Raw genomic sequence first — 15563 nt, forward strand, 5'->3', positions numbered from 1 at the left:
GGAGAAGGGCCTGCGCTTCGCCATCCGCGAGGGTGGCCGCACCGTCGGCGCCGGCGTCGTCGCCGAGATCATCGCCTGAGCGGGCACGGCGCCGCCCGCCGAGGTCATTTTTCTCTGGCTCTGGCGCTCCGGGGGGCTTGTCACGGCCCCCCGCGTGCATTATGAGCACCAGCCCAGCGACGGCCACCGTGGCGCGCGAGAGCGTCTGTGCGGCCGGGCGCATCGAGCCGCGATGGTCTCGCGGGGCGAGTGTCTCGGAAGGCGTCTAGGAGTGTAGCTCAACTGGTAGAGCACCGGTCTCCAAAACCGGGGGTTGGGGGTTCGAGCCCCTCCACTCCTGCCACCCCTCCGGGGCGGCACGATCCTTCCAGCCAGCGTTAGACCCACCTGATCAGCAGAGAGCAGAGCGGATCGATCATGGCGAAGACATCGCCGGCCCAGTTCATTCGCGAGGTGCGGCAGGAATTGGCCAAGGTGACTTGGCCTAGCCGCCGCGAGCTGATCGCGACCACGGTGAGCGTGTTCGCGATGTCCGCACTCGCCGCCTTGTTCTTCTTCGTCGTGGATCAGGTCATCGCCGTGGCGGTCCAGCTCATCCTCGGTGTGGGGGCGTGATGGCCGAGCCGCGCTGGTACATCATTCACGTCTATTCCGGCTTCGAGAAGAAGGTTCGGGATTCGATCCGCGAGCAGGCCGAGCAGAAAGGCCTCTCCCATCTCTTCGAGGACATCCTGGTTCCGATGGAGGAGGTGGTCGAGGTCCGCCGCGGCAAGCGGGTCAATGCCGAGCGCAAGTTCTTTCCGGGCTACGTGCTCGTGCGCATGGTGCTGAACGACGAGACCTGGTCGCTGGTGCGCAACACCCCCAAGGTGACGGGCTTTCTGGGCCCCGGTGGCAAGCCGGCGCCCATTGCCGACCACGAGGCCGAGCGCATCAGGAGCCAGGTGGCCGAAGGCGTCGAGCACCCGAAGCCCTCGGTCGCGTTCGTCGCCGGCGACCACGTACGGGTCAGCGACGGCCCGTTCGCTTCGTTCAACGGTGTGGTCGAGGAGGTCGACGAGGCCAAGGGCCGGCTCAAGGTCTCGGTCTCGATTTTCGGTCGCGCCACCCCGGTCGAGCTCGAGTACTCCCAGGTCGAGAAGCTCTGACCGCTTGCTTTTCGTCGTTTCGTCTCCGTTCGCGGGAGCGCCCTTCGGGGCGCGTTCGGACCGCTAAGCCAGAAGGAGTGAAAATCAGCCTATGGCGAAGAAGATCACCGGCTACATCAAGCTGCAGGTCCCTGCAGGCAAGGCCAACCCGTCGCCGCCGATCGGGCCGGCGCTCGGTCAGCGCGGCCTCAACATCATGCAGTTCGTGAAGGAGTTCAACGCCGCCACCCAGGGCATGGAGCCCGGGATGCCGGTGCCCGTGATCATCACGGCCTACGCGGACCGCACCTTCACCTTCGTCACCAAGACCCCGCCCGTCTCCTACTTCCTGAAGAAGGCGGCCGGAATCGAGAAGGGCAGCCCCACCGCCGGCCGGACCAAGGCCGGCAAGGTGACCATGGCTCAGTGCCGGCAGATCGCCGAGCAGAAGATGAAGGACCTCAACGCCCATACCGTTGATGCCGCGGTGCAGATGGTGGTGGGCTCGGCCCGCTCCATGGGTCTCGACGTGGTGGCGGAGTAAGAGCGATGGCCAAGAAGGGTAAGCGTCTCCGGGCGGCTCTGGCCACGATCGACCGCTCCAAGCTCTATCCGCTGCCGGATGCGGTGAAGCTGATCAAGAGCAACGCCACCGCCAAGTTCGACGAGACGATCGAGGTCTCGCTCAATCTCGGCGTCGACCCGCGCCACGCCGACCAGATGGTGCGCGGCACGGTCAACCTGCCGCACGGCACCGGCAAGACGCTGCGTGTCGCCGTGTTCGCCAAGGGCGACAAGGCCGACGAGGCGCGCGCCGCCGGGGCCGACGTCGTGGGCGCGGAGGACCTCGCCGAGCGGATCCAGGGCGGCACGATCGACTTCGATCGTTGCATCGCGACGCCGGACATGATGCCGCTCGTCGGCCGGCTCGGCCGCATCCTGGGGCCCCGTGGGCTCATGCCGAATCCGAAGCTCGGCACCGTCACCCCGAACGTCCGCGAGGCCGTCGAGGCCGCCAAGGGCGGGCAGGTGCAGTTCAAGGTCGAGAAGGCCGGCATCGTGCACGCCGGGGTCGGCAAGGCGAGCTTCGACGAGGACAAGCTCGTGGCCAACGTGCGGGCGTTCGTGGATGCCGTCAACAAGGCCAAGCCGAGCGGTGCCAAGGGCACCTACCTCAAGCGGGCCAATATCAGCTCCACCATGGGTCCGGGCATCAAGCTCGACATCCCGAGCCTGGTCGGCTGAGAAAACGCACGACGGAAGCGAATTTGGCTCTTGCGCTCGGCGAAGGTCCCATTATGTTCATGCCCTCCGAGGAACGCCAGTGCCGTGCCATCCGGGCCCCGTATCGGCCGCGGGTGGTGCTTGTCGTGAGCGCAGCCACGCTGCTGGCCACGACCGTGAGCGGCTCCGGGCGGCGGTGCGAGGGTGGCGGGTGCCGCCGAGGCGAGAGCCGGATCGGTTAGTGTTCGGAGACAATCGTGCTGCGAGCCGAAAAAGCCAAGGTGATCGACGAGCTGAACGGCGTGTTCGGTGAGACCGGCGTCGTCGTCGTCACTCATTACAAGGGCCTCACCGTGGCCGAGATCACGGATCTGCGTGGACGGATCCGCTCGGCCGGTGCCGCCTTCCGTGTGACCAAGAACAAGTTGGCGCAGCGGGCTCTGGACGGGACACCGTTCGCGCCCTTGGCCCCCTTGTTCAAGGGGCCGACCGCGATCGCCTTCTCGAAGGACCCGACAGCGGCGCCGAAGATCGTCAGCGAGTTCGCGAAGAAGAACGACAAGCTGCAGATCGTCGGCGGTGGCCTGGCCGGGACCCTTCTGGATGCGGCGGCGGTCAAGGCGTTGGCCGAGCTGCCTTCGCTCGACGAGCTGCGGGCGAGGCTGATCGGCCTGCTCAACGCGCCGGCGAGCCGTCTCGTCGGCGTCCTTCAGGCGCCGGGCGGCCAGGTCGCCCGCGTGCTGGCGGCGCGCGCCGACAAAGAGGGCGGTGGCGCCTGAGCGCGACGTGAAGCGGTGTTGCACCCGTCGATGCCGGGTGTCTTTGGCATGAGTTCGTTGCGGGAGTAGTCGAAATGGCGAATTTGGAGCAGTTGGTCGAGGATCTGTCGGCCCTCACCGTCCTCGAGGCGGCCCAGCTCTCGAAGATGCTCGAGGAGAAGTGGGGCGTCTCGGCGGCGGCCCCGGTGGCGGTCGCGGCCCCGGCTGCGGGCGGTGCGGCAGCGGCGGCCGAGCCGGTCGAGGAGAAGACCGAGTTCGACGTGATCCTGGCCAATGCCGGTGCCCAGAAGATCAACGTCATCAAGGAGGTCCGCGCCATCACCGGTCTCGGCCTCAAGGAGGCCAAGGATCTCGTCGAGGGCGCGCCGAAGCCCGTCAAGGAGGGCGTCTCCAAGGACGAGGCCCAGAAGATCAAGGCGCAGCTCGAGGGCGCTGGCGCCACCGTGGAGATCAAGTAACATCGTTCTCCAGCTCCCGCATCGCCGTCGTCGCGGGACCGCCGGCCTTCGGGCCGGCCACCTGCGGCGCACGCGACAGCGATGCGGCAGGCTCGTCTCCGATCCGACAAGGCCGGCTGCGCCGTGTGCAGTCCGGCCTTTCGGCGTCGGCTCGTCGCATTGACCTTGTCGCAGCGCGTCAGGGCCCCGTCCAGCTAACGGTTCAACCGAAGCAGGTCAGCCATGTCCGACCTCCCCACGGCCAAGAAGCGGATTCGCAAGAGCTTCGGCCGCATCCCCGAAGTCACGGAGATGCCGAACCTCATCGAGGTGCAGCGGCAGTCCTACGACAACTTCCTCCAGATGCACGTCGAGCCCGCGGCGCGGGAGCGGATGGGCCTCGAGGAGGTGTTCCGCTCCGTCTTCCCGATCAAGGACTTCGCCGATCGCGCGGCGCTCGACTTCGTCAAGTACGAGCTCGAGGAGCCCAAGTACGATGTCGAGGAGTGTCATCAGCGGGGCATGACCTACGCGGCGCCCTTGCGCGTGACGCTGCGGCTGATCGTGTGGGACGTCGACGAGGAGACGGGCTCGAAGAGTGTTCGCGACATCAAGGAGCAGGACGTCTACATGGGCGACATGCCCTTGATGACGGAGAACGGCACCTTCGTCATCAACGGCACCGAGCGCGTCATCGTCTCGCAGATGCACCGGAGCCCGGGCGTGTTCTTCGACCACGACCGCGGCCGCACGCACAGCTCGGGCAAGTTCCTCTACTCGGCGCGGATCATTCCCTACCGCGGTAGTTGGCTCGACTTCGAGTTCGACGCCAAAGACCTCGTCTACGTGCGCATCGACCGGCGCCGCAAGCTGCCGGTGACGACGCTCCTGCTCGCCCTCGATCTCGATCCGGAGACGATCCTCAACACCTTCTACCACGAGATCGCCTTCGAGCGCGCGGGTCAGGGCTGGAAGACGCCGTTCCGCCCGGAGCGGCTGCGCGGCCAGAAGCTCACGGCCGACCTGATCGACGCCGAGACCGGCCAGACGCTCGCCGAAGCTGGCACGAAGATGACGCCGCGGCTCCTCAAGAAGATCGAGGAGCAGGGCATGAAGGAGGTCTACCACTCCGCCGAGGAGCTGGTCGGCCGCTATCTCAGCCGCGACCTCATCAACGAGGAGACCGGTCTCGTTTACGCCGAGGCCGGTGACGAGCTCACCGGCGAGACGATCAGGAAGCTCACCGAGGCCGGCATCACCCGCATTCCGGTGCTCGACATCGACCATCTGACGGTTGGACCCTATATCCGCAACACGCTCGTCCTCGACCGGTGCCAGAACCGCGAGGAGGCGCTTCTCGACATCTACCGTGTCCTGCGCCCCGGCGAGCCGCCGACGCTGGAGACGGCCGAAGCCCTGTTCAACAGCCTGATCTTCGACCAGGAGCGCTACGATCTCTCGCCGGTCGGCCGGGTGAAGATGAACATGCGGCTCGGACTCGAGACCGACGATTCCGTGCGCGTGCTGCGCAAGGAGGACATCGTCGCCGTCGTCAAGATGCTGGTCGAGATCAAGGACGGCCGTGGCGAGATCGACGACATCGACCACCTCGGCAATCGGCGCGTGCGCTCCGTGGGCGAGCTCATGGAGAACCAGTTCCGCGTCGGCCTGCTCCGCATGGAGCGCGCCGTGCGCGAGCGCATGAGCTCGGTCGAGATCGACGCGGCCATGCCGCACGATCTGATCAACGCCAAGCCGGTGGCGGCTGCGGTCCGCGAGTTCTTCGGGAGCTCGCAGCTCTCGCAGTTCATGGACCAGACCAACCCGCTCTCCGAGATCACCCACAAGCGCCGGCTCTCGGCGCTCGGTCCGGGCGGCCTTACCCGCGAGCGGGCGGGCTTCGAGGTGCGCGACGTGCATCCGACCCACTATGGCCGGATCTGCCCGATCGAGACGCCCGAAGGCCCGAACATCGGCCTGATCAACAGCCTCGCGACCTACGCCCGGATCAACAAGTACGGCTTCATCGAGAGCCCGTATCGTCGGGTCGTGGACGGCAAGGTCACGGACGAGGTGGTCTATCTCTCCGCCATGGAGGAGGGCCGCTACGTCATCGCCCAGGCCAACTCCGAGCTCAACCCCGACCGCAGCCTCGCGGGCGAGCTCGTGAGCTGCCGCGAGAACGGCGAGTTCGTCCTGGCCCGGCCCGAGCAGGTCGACTTCATCGACGTCTCGCCCAAGCAGCTCGTCTCGGTCGCGGCGGCGCTGATCCCGTTCCTCGAGAACGACGACGCCAACCGGGCGCTGATGGGCTCGAACATGCAGCGCCAGGCCGTGCCGCTGCTCCAGGCCGCGGCCCCGTTCGTGGGCACCGGCATGGAGGGTGTGGTCGCGCGCGACAGCGGTGCCGCGATCGCCGCCAAGCGGGCCGGCATCGTCGATCAGGTCGACGGCTCGCGCATCGTCATCCGGGTGACCGACGACACGGCGCGCGCCGACAGTGTCGTGGACATCTATCGGCTGAAGAAGTTCCAGCGCTCCAACCAGAACACCTGCATCAACCAGCGGCCGCTCGTGAAGGTGGGCGACAAGGTGCGCGCCGGCGACATCATCGCCGACGGCCCCTCGACCCAGCTCGGCGACCTGGCGCTGGGCCGGAACGCGCTCGTCGCGTTCATGCCCTGGAACGGTTACAACTTCGAGGACTCGATCCTCATCTCCGAGCGCATCGTCCGCGACGACGTCTTCACCTCGATCCACATCGAGGAGTTCGAAGTGATGGCGCGTGACACGAAGCTCGGCCCCGAGGCGATCACCCGCGACATCCCGAACGTCAGCGAGGAGAGCCTACGCAACCTGGACGAGGCGGGCATCGTCTATATCGGTGCGGAGGTGAAGGCCGGCGACATCCTGGTCGGCAAGGTCACGCCCAAGGGCGAGACCCCGATGACGCCCGAGGAGAAGCTGCTCCGCGCCATCTTCGGCGAGAAGGCGGCCGACGTGCGCGACACCTCCTTGAAGGTGCCGCCCGGCGTGCAGGGCACCATCGTCGAGGTGCGCGTCTTCAACCGCCGCGGTGTCGAGAAGGACGAGCGCGCCATCGCGATCGAGCGGGCCGAGATCGAGCGGCTCGCCAAGGACCGCGACGACGAGAAGGCGATCCTCGAGCGCAACATCTACAGCCGCCTGCGCGAGATCCTGGAAGGTCAGGTCGCGACCACGGGCCCTCGCGGCCTCAAGGCCGGGACCCCGATCACGGCCGACCTTCTCGACCGCCTGCAGCGCAGGCAGTGGTGGGAGCTGGGTGTCGACGACCTCGATCGCATGACCGAGATCCAGGCGCTCAAGCGCCAGCTCGACGACGGCTACAAGCTTCTCCAGGACCGGTTCGAGAACAAGGTCGAGAAGCTGCAGCGCGGCGACGAGCTGCCGCCAGGCGTGCTCAAGATGGTCAAGGTGTTCGTCGCGGTGAAGCGCAAGCTGCAGCCGGGCGACAAGATGGCCGGCCGTCACGGCAACAAGGGCGTGATCTCGCGCATCGCGCCGATCGAGGACATGCCCCATCTCGAGGACGGCACGCCGGTCGATCTCGTGCTGAACCCCTTGGGCGTGCCGTCGCGCATGAACGTGGGCCAGATCCTCGAGACGCATCTGGGCTGGGCCTGCGCCAATCTCGGCAAGCAGATCGGCGAGCTGGTCGATCGCTGGCAGGATGGTGTGGGTCGCGAGGCTCTCGAGCGCAAGCTCGAGGAGATCTACGGGTCCGAGATCGGGCAGGAGATCCGGCATTACAGCGACGACGAGCTGCGCGAGCTCGGCGAGAACCTGCGTCCGGGCGTGCCGGTCGCGACCCCGGTGTTCGACGGGGCGCACGAGGCCGACATCGTGCGGATGCTGGAGGAGGCGGGCTGCGACCGCTCGGGGCAGGTGACGCTCTACGATGGCCGTACCGGCGAGCCGTTCGACCGTCCGGTCACCGTGGGCTACATCTACATGCTGAAGCTCGGGCATCTCGTGGACGACAAGATCCACGCCCGCTCGGTCGGCCCCTACAGCCTCGTCACCCAGCAGCCGCTGGGTGGCAAGGCGCAGTTCGGCGGCCAGCGCTTCGGCGAGATGGAGTGCTGGGCGCTCCAGGCCTACGGCGCCGCCTACACGCTGCAGGAGATGCTGACGGTGAAGTCCGACGACGTATCGGGCCGCACCAAGATCTACGAGGCGATCGTGCGCGGCGAGGACACGTTCGAGGCCGGCATTCCCGAGAGCTTCAACGTGCTCGTCAAGGAGCTGCAGGCGTTGGCGCTCAACGTCGAGCTCCAGCAGGAGATGGTCGGCGAGTGATCCCGCCGGCCATGGGCCTCTTCGCGGAGACCGAGCGGGTGCGCTGACCGCACCCCGGGCCTGCCGGCGCATGCCGGTGCCGGCAGGCCCGCCCAGCCTTCACGGCGGTGATCGAGAGCAGAGTCCGATGAACGACTTGATGTACCTCTTCGGCCAGCCCGCGGCGGGTCAGAAGTTCGACCAGATTCGGATTTCGATCGCGAGCCCCGACCAGATCCGGGAGTGGTCGTACGGCGAGGTCAGGAAGCCCGAGACCATCAACTACCGCACCTTCAAGCCGGAGCGGGACGGCCTGTTCTGCGCCAAGATCTTCGGGCCCATCAAGGACTACGAGTGCTTGTGCGGCAAGTACAAGCGCATGAAGTACAAGGGCATCGTCTGCGAGAAGTGCGGGGTCGAGGTCATCCAGTCCAAGGTCCGCCGCGAGCGCATGGGCCACATCGAGCTCGCCTCGCCGGTGGCCCATATCTGGTTCCTGAAGTCGGTGCCGTCCCGCATCGGCGTGCTGCTCGACATGACGCTGCGCGACCTCGAGCGCGTGCTCTATTTCGACAACTGGGTCGTGATCGAGCCGGGCCTCACGCCGCTCAAGCCCAACGAGCTCCTCACCGAGGAGCAGGTGATGCGCTACCGCGAGGAGTTCGGCGAGGACGCGTTCACCTGCGGCATCGGTGCCGAGGCCGTGCGCGACATGCTCAAGCGCCTCGATCTTCCGGTCGAGCGCGAGAAGATGCGCGCCGAGCTCCTCGAGACCAGCTCCGAGGCCAAGCGCAAGAAGCTCGTCAAGCGGCTCAAGATGGTCGAGACCTTCCTCGAATCGGGCAACAGGCCCGAGTGGATGGTGCTCGAGGTGATCCCGGTCATTCCACCGGAGCTGCGCCCGCTGGTGCCGCTCGATGGTGGTCGGTTCGCAACCTCGGACCTCAACGACCTCTATCGCCGCGTCATCAATCGCAACAATCGCCTGAAGCGGCTGATCGAGCTCCGGGCCCCCGACATCATCGTCCGCAACGAGAAGCGGATGCTGCAGGAGGCCGTGGATGCGCTGTTCGACAATGGCCGGCGCGGCCGCGTCATCACCGGCGCCAACAAGCGCCCGCTCAAGTCCTTGAGCGACATGCTCAAGGGCAAGCAGGGCCGCTTCCGTCAGAACCTGCTCGGCAAGCGCGTCGACTATTCCGGCCGCTCGGTCATCGTCGTGGGCCCGGAGCTGAAGCTCCACCAGTGCGGCCTGCCGAAGAAAATGGCGCTCGAGCTGTTCAAACCGTTCGTCTACGCGAAGCTCGAGCTCTACGGCAAGGCGCAGACCATCAAGGCCGCGAAGCGGATGGTCGAGAAGGAGCGGCCCGAGGTCTGGGACATCCTTGAGCAGGTGATCCGCGAGCATCCGGTGCTCCTGAACCGGGCGCCGACGCTCCACCGCCTCGGCATCCAGGCCTTCGAGCCCGTCTTGATCGAAGGCAAGGCGATCCAGCTCCATCCCTTGGTCTGCACGGCCTTCAATGCCGACTTCGACGGCGACCAGATGGCGGTCCACGTGCCTCTGTCCCTGGAAGCCCAGCTCGAGGCGCGCGTGCTCATGATGTCGACCAACAACATCCTGAGCCCTGCCAACGGCAAGCCGATTATCGTGCCGACCCAGGACATCGTCCTCGGCCTCTACTATCTCAGCCTGATCACCGACGACGAGCCCGGCCAGGGCATGGTGTTCGGCGACGTCAAGGAGGTGCAGCACGCGCTGGCCGCGGGCGTGGTCTCGCTCCACGCCAAGGTGCGCTGCCGCATCTTCAGGATGAACGGCGACGGCGAGCTCCAGCCGCAGGTGGTCGAGACCACGCCGGGCCGGCTGCTCCTCTACGAGATCCTGCCGCAGCATCCGAACATCAGCTTCCAGGGCCTCCTGAACCGGGTGCTGACGAAGAAGGAGATCAGCCAGGTCATCGACGAGGTCTACCGGCACTGCGGCCAGAAGGAGACCGTGATCTTCGCCGACCGGCTGATGAATCTCGGCTTCAGCCACGCCTGCAAGGCCGGCATCTCGTTCGGTAAGGATGACATGATCATCCCGGAGGGCAAGTGGAGGCACGTCCATGCCACCCAGGAGCTGGTCAAGCAGTACGAGCAGCAGTATGCCGACGGCCTGATCACCAAGGGCGAGAAGTACAACAAGGTCGTCGACGCCTGGCAGCAGTGCTCGGACAAGGTCGCCGAGGAGATGATGCAGGCCATCCAGGCCGTGCAGCAGACCAGAGGCCCGGACGGCCGCTTCCGCCAGCCCAACGCGATCTGGATGATGGCTCACTCGGGTGCTCGCGGCTCGGCGGCGCAGATCAAGCAGCTCGCCGGCATGCGCGGCCTCATGGCCAAGCCCTCGGGCGAGATCATCGAGAACCCGATCATTTCGAACTTCAAGGAAGGCCTCTCCGTGCTCGAGTACTTCAACTCGACGCACGGCGCCCGCAAGGGTCTGGCCGACACCGCCTTGAAGACTGCGAACTCGGGCTACCTCACGCGGCGTCTCGTTGACGTGGCACAGGACTGCATCATCACCGAGGATGACTGCGGCACCGAGCGCGCGATCACGATCTCGACCTCGGGTGGCAACGAGGATCTGGGCGAGCGCATCCTGGGCCGCACGGTGGCCGAGGACGTGACCCACCCGCGCACCGGCGAGCTCCTCGCCGAGCGCAACACGCTGCTCGACGAGGTGCTGGTCAAGAAGATCGACCAGGCCGGCGTCGACAGCGTGCGCGTGCGCTCCGTGCTCACCTGCGAGAGCAAGATGGGCGTGTGCGCCCATTGCTACGGCCGCGATCTCGCGCGCGGTACGCCGGTCAACATCGGCGAGGCGGTGGGGGTGATCGCCGCCCAGTCGATCGGCGAGCCCGGTACGCAGCTCACCATGCGCACCTTCCACATCGGCGGTGCCGCCCAGGCCGCGGCCGAGCAGTCCACGGTCGAGAGCCCGTGCGTTGGTCAGGTGCGCCTGGTCAACCCGCGCATCGTCAAGGACAGCCTCGATCGCAACATCGTGCTGGGCCGCAACACCGAACTCGTGGTCTACGACGAGGTCGGCCGCGAGAAGCTGCGCCAGAAGCTGCCCAACGGCACGCGCCTCCTGGTCGAGCCCGATGCCCGGGTCGAGAAGGACCAGGTGCTGGCCGAGTGGGATCCGCACACGCTGCCGGTCATCACCGAGGCCTCGGGCACGATCGTCTTCCAGGACCTCATCGACGGCGTCTCGTTCCGCGAGGTCGTCGACGAGACCACCGGCAAGACGAGCAAGGAGGTGATCGACTGGCGGCAGAGCGCCCGCTCGGGCAATCTCCGGCCCTCGATCGTGCTCCAGGACGAGAACGGCAACCCGATCAACCTGCCTTCGGGCAGCGAGGCGCGCTACTACCTGCCGGTCGGTGCCATCATGTCCGTCGACAACGGGCAGAAGGTCCATGCCGGCGACGTGCTGGCGCGTCTGCCGAGGGAAGCCAGCAAGACCCGCGACATCACGGGCGGTCTGCCGCGGGTGGCGGAGCTGTTCGAGGCGCGGCGGCCCAAGGACCCGGCGATCATCGCCGAGATCGAGGGTCGGATCGAGTTCGGCAAGGACTACAAGAACAAGCGCCGGCTGCGCATCCTGCCGGTGGACGAGGATCTCGAGCCCGTCGAGTACCTCATCCCCAAGGGGCGCCACGTCGTCGTGCAGGAAGGCGACCAGGTGAAGCCGGGCGACCTCATCGTCGACGGCAACCCGGTGCCGCACGACCTGCTCCGCGTGCTCGGCATCGAGGCACTCGCGCAGTTCCTGGTCAACGAGATCCAGGACGTCTACAAGCTGCAGGGTGTTAAGATCAACGACAAACACATCGAGGTGATCGTCCGCCAGATGCTGCAGAAGGTCGAGATCGTCGATCCCGGCGACACGACGTTCCTCGTCGGCGAGCAGATCGACCGGATCGAGTTCGACCAGGTCAATGCCCGCATGATCGCCGAGGACCGTCGGCCGGCCACCTGCCATCCGGTGCTCCAGGGCATCACCAAGGCGAGCCTGCAGACGCAGTCCTTCATCTCGGCGGCGTCGTTCCAGGAGACCACGCGCGTGCTGACCGAGGCGGCGTTCGCCGGCAAGGTCGACCGCCTGCAGGGCCTCAAGGAGAACGTCATCGTCGGCCGGCTGATCCCGGCCGGCACGGGCGGCGTGCTGCAGCGCTTCAAGAAGCTGGCCCAGGGCGAGGGCCGGGCACGCTTCGGCGCCGGACCCGAGCAGCTCGGTGAGGGTGGCCTGCGCCTCACCGAAATGAGCGAGATGCCCTCGGAATAAGGGCGACACCGAAGGATCCGGGCCGCTCCGCCGCACGGGCGGCCCGGCATCTTTCCCTCGGAACCGCTTGACGTGGCGGGGCCGGGCGGCTAGAACGCGCGGCACGCTTTATCTTGGTGCTGGTGGTGACCCTCGCGGATCAGACGCAGCATCGGACTTTCGGCGACTGAACATAGAGCGCGAAGACCGCGCAGGTGCGGTTCGCGCGCTTTTTGCGTCGGAAGGGTTCCTTCCGGCGCTCGAGGTCGCGCTGGCAGTGACAGGAAGCTCTGCGAATGCCGACGATTAACCAGCTTGTGGCCAAGGGCCGCACGGACAAGCCGAGCCGGAACAAGGTCCCGGCGCTTGAGGCTTGCCCGCAGAAGCGCGGCGTGTGCACCCGCGTCTACACCACCACGCCCAAGAAGCCGAATTCCGCGCTGCGCAAGGTCGCCCGCGTGCGGTTGACCAACGGCTTCGAGGTCACCAGCTACATCCCCGGCGAGGGTCACAATCTTCAGGAGCACTCGGTGGTCCTGATCCGTGGTGGCCGCGTGAAAGACCTGCCGGGTGTGCGCTACCACATCATCCGCGGCAAGCTGGATACCCAGGGCATCGCCAAGCGGCGCCAGGGCCGGTCCAAGTACGGCGCGAAGCGCCCGAAGTAATCGAAGGAGAGCGTAAGCGATGCGTCGCCGCGCTGCGGAGAAGCGTGAGGTTCTGCCGGACCCCAAGTTCGGCGATCCGGTCGTCACCAAGTTCGTCAACTCGCTGATGCACGACGGCAAGAAGTCGGTCGCCGAGCGCACGCTCTATGCCGCCTTCGACCGGATGAAGGCGCGCACCGGCAAGGATCCCGTCATCCTGTTCCACGAGGCGCTCGACAACGTGAAGCCCTCGCTCGAGGTGCGCTCGCGACGCGTCGGCGGCGCCACCTACCAGGTGCCGGTCGAGGTGCGCCCGGAGCGCCGTCAGGCGCTGGCGATCCGCTGGATCATCCAGACCGCCCAGAAGCGCTCGGAGAAGACCATGACCGAGCGGCTGGCGGGCGAGCTCCTGGACGCCGCCAACGGCCGCGGCGCCGCCTTCAAGAAGCGCGAGGACACGCTGCGCATGGCCGAGGCCAACCGCGCCTTCTCGCACTATCGCTGGTGACCTCGAGGCTTGTGCAGGTGATTCGCCATGCCGCGTGAAGTTCCTATCGAGCGCTATCGTAACATCGGCATCATGGCCCACATCGATGCCGGCAAGACCACCACGACCGAGCGCATCCTCTACTACACCGGCAAGTCCTACAAGATCGGCGAGGTGCACGAGGGCACCGCGACGATGGACTGGATGGAGCAGGAGCAGGAGCGCGGCATCACGATCACCTCGGCCGCGACCACGACCTTCTGGCGCGACCACCGGATCAACATCATCGACACGCCGGGCCACGTCGACTTCACCATCGAGGTGGAGCGCTCGCTCCGGGTGCTCGACGGTGCGGTGGCCGTGTTCGACGGTGTCGCCGGTGTGGAGCCGCAGTCGGAGACGGTATGGCGCCAGGCCGACAAGTACGGCGTGCCGCGGATCTGCTTCTGTAACAAGATGGACCGCACGGGCGCTTCCTTCGACCGCTGCGTGTCGATGATCCGCGAGCGTCTCGGCGCCAACGCGGTCATCGTCAACTTTCCGATCGGCCTCGAGGCCGACTTCAAGGGCGTGGTCGACCTGATCCGCAACCGCGCCATCATCTGGCACGAGGAGACGCTCGGGGCGAAGTTTTCCTACGAGGAGATCCCGGCCAACCTCGCCGACAAGGCGGCGGAGCTGCGCTCGGCCTTGATCGAGGCCGCGGTCGAGATGGACGACGCGGCGATGGAGGCCTATCTCGAGGGCAACGAGCCCGACGAGGCGACCCTCGTCGCCCTCCTGCGCAAGGGCACGATCTCAGGCAAGCTCGTCCCGGTGCTCGCCGGCTCCGCCTTCAAGAACAAGGGCGTGCAGCCGCTTTTGGATGCCGTCGTCGGCTTCCTGCCCTCGCCGCTCGACGTGCCGCCCGCCGAGGGCGTCCTGCCGGGCACCGAGGAGGTCGTCATCCGCAAGCCCGACGACAACGAGCCGACCGCGGCGCTGGCGTTCAAGATCATGAACGACCCGTTCGTGGGCACGCTCACCTTCGTGCGCGTCTACTCGGGCCGGATCGAGAGCGGCTCCTATCTCCAGAACACGGTCAAGAACCAGCGCGAGCGCATCGGCCGCATTCTCCTCATGCACGCGAACAACCGCGAGGAGATCAAGGAGGCCTATGCCGGCGATATCGTGGCGCTGGTGGGCCTCAAGAACACCACGACCGGCGACACGCTCTGCGATCAGGCGAAGCCGATCGTGCTCGAGCGCATGGAGTTCCCGGAGCCGGTGATCGAGGTCGCGGTCGAGCCGCGCTCGAAGGCCGATCAGGAGAAGATGGGCATAGCGCTTTCGCGCCTCGCCGCCGAGGACCCGTCCTTCCGCGTCGGCTCCGACCCGGAAAGTGGCCAGACCGTGATCAAGGGAATGGGCGAGCTCCATCTCGAGATCATCGTCGACCGCATGAAGCGCGAGTTCAAGGTCGAGGCGAACGTGGGCGCCCCGCAGGTGGCGTATCGCGAGACCATCACGCGCCAGGCCGAGGTGGACTACACCCACAAGAAGCAGACCGGCGGCTCGGGCCAGTTCGCGCGCGTGAAGCTCGTCCTCCTCCCCGGCGAAAAGGGCTCGGGCTTCAAGTTCGAGAACAAGGTCGTCGGCGGCGCGGTGCCCAAGGAGTACATCCCGGGCGTGCAGAAGGGCCTGGAGTCGGCATCCCAAAGCGGCGTTCTCGCCGGCTTCCCGATGGTCGACATCAAGGTCGAGCTCGTGGACGGCGCCTACCACGAGGTGGACAGCTCGGCGCTGGCCTTCGAGATCGCGTCGCGCGCGGCGTTCAAGGAAGGTGTGGCCAAGGCCGGCCCGCAGCTTCTCGAGCCCGTGATGCGCGTCGAGGTGGTCACGCCCGAGGAGTACATGGGTGACATCATCGGCGACCTGAACAGCCGGCGCGGCCAGATCACGGGCATGGAGCCGCGCGGCAACGGTCAGGTGGTGAGCGCCATGGTGCCGCTCGCGACCATGTTCGGCTACGTGAACACGCTGCGCTCGCTCAGCCAGGGCCGCGCCCAGTTCACGATGCACTTCGACCACTACGAGCCCGTGCCGCAGATGGTCGCGGAAGAGATCCGCGCCAAGTACGCCTGAGCGCAGCTGAATCGGAGCCAAAGAGATGGCCAAGGAAAAGTTCGAGCGGACGAAGCCGCACTGCAACATCGGGACGATCGGGCACGTCGATCACGGCAAG

General features: G+C 66.7%; 13 protein-coding genes and 1 tRNA gene. All 14 read left to right on the forward strand.

Features of this window, described 5'->3' with window-relative positions; all coding sequences use genetic code 11:
• A partial coding sequence (locus U1T56_RS23505; protein WP_471683466.1) for an EF-Tu C-terminal domain-related protein occupies positions 1-79 on the forward strand: 79 nt, incomplete at its 5' end.
• 188 nt (positions 80-267) lie between these two features.
• Positions 268-343 (forward strand) — tRNA-Trp (locus U1T56_RS23510).
• A 74-nt stretch (positions 344-417) separates the two neighbouring features.
• A complete protein-coding gene (gene secE, locus U1T56_RS23515; protein WP_418161952.1) occupies positions 418-615 on the forward strand; it encodes a preprotein translocase subunit SecE in 198 nt (65 codons plus the stop codon).
• Positions 615-1148 (forward strand): transcription termination/antitermination protein NusG, encoded by a 534-nt coding sequence (gene nusG, locus U1T56_RS23520; protein ID WP_418161953.1) that lies wholly within the window; start codon positions 615-617, stop codon positions 1146-1148. Before secE ends, nusG begins: the two co-directional genes overlap by 1 nt.
• Before the next feature lie 91 nt (positions 1149-1239).
• Positions 1240-1671: a 50S ribosomal protein L11 gene (rplK, locus tag U1T56_RS23525; RefSeq protein WP_418161954.1), complete on the forward strand. Its 432-nt coding sequence runs from the start codon at positions 1240-1242 to the stop codon at positions 1669-1671.
• A gap of 5 nt (positions 1672-1676) precedes the next feature.
• Positions 1677-2372 carry a 50S ribosomal protein L1 gene (gene rplA, locus U1T56_RS23530; protein ID WP_418161955.1) on the forward strand — a complete coding sequence of 232 codons (696 nt, stop codon included), beginning with the start codon at positions 1677-1679 and terminating at the stop codon, positions 2370-2372.
• Between the two features lie 236 nt (positions 2373-2608).
• Positions 2609-3130, forward strand: coding sequence for a 50S ribosomal protein L10 (gene rplJ, locus U1T56_RS23535; RefSeq protein WP_418161956.1), 522 nt, complete (start codon positions 2609-2611; stop codon positions 3128-3130).
• Between the two features lie 74 nt (positions 3131-3204).
• Complete coding sequence (gene rplL / locus U1T56_RS23540; protein ID WP_418161957.1) at positions 3205-3588, forward strand: 50S ribosomal protein L7/L12; 384 nt, start codon at positions 3205-3207, stop codon at positions 3586-3588.
• A 222-nt stretch (positions 3589-3810) separates the two neighbouring features.
• Entirely contained in the window at positions 3811-7908 is a 4098-nt protein-coding gene (gene rpoB, locus U1T56_RS23545) for a DNA-directed RNA polymerase subunit beta (protein WP_418161958.1), read from the forward strand.
• 127 nt (positions 7909-8035) lie between these two features.
• Complete coding sequence (rpoC, locus tag U1T56_RS23550; protein ID WP_418161959.1) at positions 8036-12226, forward strand: DNA-directed RNA polymerase subunit beta'; 4191 nt, start codon at positions 8036-8038, stop codon at positions 12224-12226.
• Between the two features lie 275 nt (positions 12227-12501).
• The gene (gene rpsL / locus U1T56_RS23555; RefSeq protein ID WP_418161960.1) at positions 12502-12873 is read left to right on the forward strand and encodes a 30S ribosomal protein S12; all 372 of its coding nucleotides are present in this window, start codon (positions 12502-12504) and stop codon (positions 12871-12873) included.
• A gap of 19 nt (positions 12874-12892) precedes the next feature.
• On the forward strand, positions 12893-13360 hold the full coding sequence (gene rpsG / locus U1T56_RS23560; protein ID WP_418161961.1) for a 30S ribosomal protein S7: 468 nt from the start codon (positions 12893-12895) through the stop codon (positions 13358-13360).
• 27 nt (positions 13361-13387) lie between these two features.
• Positions 13388-15463 (forward strand): elongation factor G, encoded by a 2076-nt coding sequence (fusA, locus tag U1T56_RS23565; protein WP_418161962.1) that lies wholly within the window; start codon positions 13388-13390, stop codon positions 15461-15463.
• A 25-nt stretch (positions 15464-15488) separates the two neighbouring features.
• Positions 15489-15563 (forward strand): hypothetical protein (locus U1T56_RS23570; RefSeq protein ID WP_418161963.1); only part of this gene is annotated, 75 nt, incomplete at its 3' end.

The organism is Benzoatithermus flavus, from assembly GCF_037908215.1.
GTDB lineage: Bacteria > Pseudomonadota > Alphaproteobacteria > Geminicoccales > Geminicoccaceae > Benzoatithermus > Benzoatithermus flavus.

Excerpts from the sequence above, each read along its gene's own strand:
- secE (WP_418161952.1), top strand. The coding sequence starts at position 418 with ATGGCGAAGACATCGCCGGCCCAGTTCATTCGCGAGGTGCGGCAGGAA.
- nusG (WP_418161953.1), top strand. The coding sequence starts at position 615 with ATGGCCGAGCCGCGCTGGTACATCATTCACGTCTATTCCGGCTTCGAG.
- rplK (WP_418161954.1), top strand. The coding sequence starts at position 1,240 with ATGGCGAAGAAGATCACCGGCTACATCAAGCTGCAGGTCCCTGCAGGC.
- rplA (WP_418161955.1), top strand. The coding sequence starts at position 1,677 with ATGGCCAAGAAGGGTAAGCGTCTCCGGGCGGCTCTGGCCACGATCGAC.
- rplL (WP_418161957.1), top strand. The coding sequence starts at position 3,205 with ATGGCGAATTTGGAGCAGTTGGTCGAGGATCTGTCGGCCCTCACCGTC.
- rpoB (WP_418161958.1), top strand. The coding sequence starts at position 3,811 with ATGTCCGACCTCCCCACGGCCAAGAAGCGGATTCGCAAGAGCTTCGGC.
- rpoC (WP_418161959.1), top strand. The coding sequence starts at position 8,036 with ATGAACGACTTGATGTACCTCTTCGGCCAGCCCGCGGCGGGTCAGAAG.
- rpsL (WP_418161960.1), top strand. The coding sequence starts at position 12,502 with ATGCCGACGATTAACCAGCTTGTGGCCAAGGGCCGCACGGACAAGCCG.
- rpsG (WP_418161961.1), top strand. The coding sequence starts at position 12,893 with ATGCGTCGCCGCGCTGCGGAGAAGCGTGAGGTTCTGCCGGACCCCAAG.
- fusA (WP_418161962.1), top strand. The coding sequence starts at position 13,388 with ATGCCGCGTGAAGTTCCTATCGAGCGCTATCGTAACATCGGCATCATG.